4 protein-coding genes are annotated in these 2,474 nt (G+C 36.5%); all 4 read right to left on the reverse strand.

Translation table 11 applies throughout. The annotated features are described in order from the left end of the window. On the reverse strand, positions 1–274 hold a 274-nt coding region (locus tag DBR11_RS29940), incomplete at its 3' end, for a hypothetical protein (RefSeq protein WP_199233905.1). Positions 275–316: 42 nt separating this feature from the next. Further along, positions 317–871, reverse strand: a complete 555-nt coding sequence (locus DBR11_RS20535; protein ID WP_158275343.1) for an RNA polymerase sigma-70 factor — start codon at positions 869–871, stop codon at positions 317–319. A 71-nt stretch (positions 872–942) separates the two neighbouring features. Next, entirely contained in the window at positions 943–1,644 is a 702-nt protein-coding gene (locus tag DBR11_RS20540) for a DUF4377 domain-containing protein (RefSeq protein WP_158275344.1), read from the reverse strand. A gap of 245 nt (positions 1,645–1,889) precedes the next feature. Beyond that, positions 1,890–2,423 carry a GNAT family N-acetyltransferase gene (locus DBR11_RS20545; RefSeq protein ID WP_108554494.1) on the reverse strand — a complete coding sequence of 178 codons (534 nt, stop codon included), beginning with the start codon at positions 2,421–2,423 and terminating at the stop codon, positions 1,890–1,892. Between the last annotated feature and the right edge of the window lie 51 nt (positions 2,424–2,474).

The raw sequence follows: 2,474 nt of genomic DNA on the forward strand, positions 1-2,474 counted from the left end.
CTCTCTGTTTAAAAAAAACAAACACAAATATGATGACCAAACTTGCGGCAATAGAAGAACTCAGCAACCATAATTTTCTGGTTTTTGATTGCTTGTACTTCAGATTACTCACCCTTATCTTTTCCCAGCTACGCTTCTGTAGATCTGAGTCTATATTAGGATGAAAATCGTCAGAAGCATCATCGCCGTCACCATCCATCCATAACAAGTACTCTTCCCATTCAGAATCGGAAGCATTTCCTGCCATGCATTTATTTAATAGTTCCGGGCTCATTCCCATTTTTTTTATATGATCTTCAAATTTACCTTACTCATCCTAATCGTTAGAAGGGTATTCCTTTAATCCTTTGCGGATAAAATTTAGTGCTTTTGTAAGCTGGTTCTCCACTGTTTTCTCTGAGATAACCAAATTCAATGCAATCTCCCGATTGTTAAGCCCTTTTACTCTGCTCAACAAATATACAGCCTGACATCTTTCTGGAAGTAACTGGACCAACCTATCTACATCTTCTCTTAAAAAGTTATATAGTACCTGCTTTTCCGTCGCATTATTTTGCTGTCCACTATGACGTAAATGAAACTCCTCCATCTTCTTTGTCTTTCTGGCCTCATCACTGTACACCCTGGCAATGCGAAAACGAACTGCCCTGACCAAATAATTTTCTACAGTGTCTTCAAAAAGTTCTAAACTATCTTTTCTTTGCCATAAAGAAGTAAACAAGTCCTGCACAATTTCCTCTGCCTGAAAATCATCAGACAAATATTTTAAAGCCTGTCGATAAAGTTTTTGCCAATAGCACTCGTAAAGCTGAAAGAAGGTATCTTCATCAATTTTGATTCGGTTTGGCGGATATGTGGATGGGTCAGGCAACAGCGTATTCTAATATAAACGCAAAGGTATAATTATTTAGAATGAATCCAAACAATTAAACCCATAGCTTTTTAATCCAATGACGACATTCCAAACATCAGTACCAGTTTATTGTCCTGATAAAGATTTAAAGTTTGATCCGCAACATCATATCTGAAAGTTTTATCAGACATTAATTTCAACAGATCTCCTTCCAGCTTATTCTTGCGCTCATCAGCACAAGCCATTAAGGTACTGCCTATTTGTTTAAAGGTAATTGTTGTTGCCGTCTTCTCGAATCCTCCAAAGAAATTATTACAGCCGGCATACCCATTAAAGCGAGATTTATCGGCATCAAAAATCAAAAAAGCAGGAGAATTTTCCTGTGTTACACCGTTTAGCTGGATCAGATTCCATTTATGTTTAGACACAAAACTCCATACGCCATCTTCTTGAACTGATTGCGTCTTCACCTTATATTTTTTAAGAACCTTCTTTAATTTGTATTGGTATGCAGAGGCATCCGCTGGAACATTTGTTCTCTTTGTTCGCTGTACTTGCAATACATAACGATAACCTGGTTGATACTTAAAGCCAACTATCTGATCGTAAAAAAGCTCCCAGTTTTTACTGTTTTTAAACTTAACCTGATAACAAGTTTGGGGCGCTACACCAGTGCAACTGGCCCGATCTTCTTTCACCACCAACCTGATGATGTCGGCATGAGCACATAGGTTAAAGCCGAATAACAAAATAAATGTAAATATTAATTTAGGTTTTAATAACTGTTTCATATTGTGTGTATTTATCCTAATGATGCCCATTAAAAGAGTTTTCCATAAAGCACAAAAAAGAAGCCAGGTTAGTGGTTGTTGATAGAAATAAAAAAGCGAAACACATCCTCCAATGTGCTCCGCTATCTAAATTAACGCTCTTGCATATATTAACGCCTTCAAATGCATTTTAGTTTATCAATGATCAAAAAAGTTGATAAAAATTAAAGACAAACTTTATTTATCCTCAAAATCAGCAGGATATTTTACAACTTGATCTCCAAATGAATGTCGTCTGGTTCTATTTTGAATAATTCTTCATCCAATTCTTCCACAAGTACAGCACTATTATTGAGGTAGAAATCTACAGTGCCTTTTGTTGGCGTTGCTGAGATATACAGTTTACTTGCACCAAATTCCTTCGCAATTCCTTTGCATTTCTGGAGCAACATCTGTCCCACTTTATTAGCTCTGAAGTTCTTACTCACATACAAAATATCCATCTTACAATAATCTTTATTCCGGCCTCGTTTTCTCCTATCCACAGAAGCAGCGCCAATGATCTTTTTATTTTCAAATGCTCCGATCACTTTACCTTCCGCATTGATCAATTCGCGCTGATTTTTTATCATTTCCTCTAATTCCAGTGGATTAAATCGGCCTGCTGAAATTGAGGTATCTATTAAGACGAGCTCCCCATCCCGGTACTGATAACTTGTAAATATCTTCTCTGAACGATCTATCCTTGCAAGGAGATAAAGTTCTTTTTCAGCGAGTTCTCTATAGCGTATTCTTTGCATCACCTGGAGTTCTTTAATTAAAGTTTCAGTACTTTTTAAATTGAATTACAC

Source organism: Pedobacter sp. HMWF019, from assembly GCF_003061025.1.
Classification (GTDB): domain Bacteria; phylum Bacteroidota; class Bacteroidia; order Sphingobacteriales; family Sphingobacteriaceae; genus Pedobacter.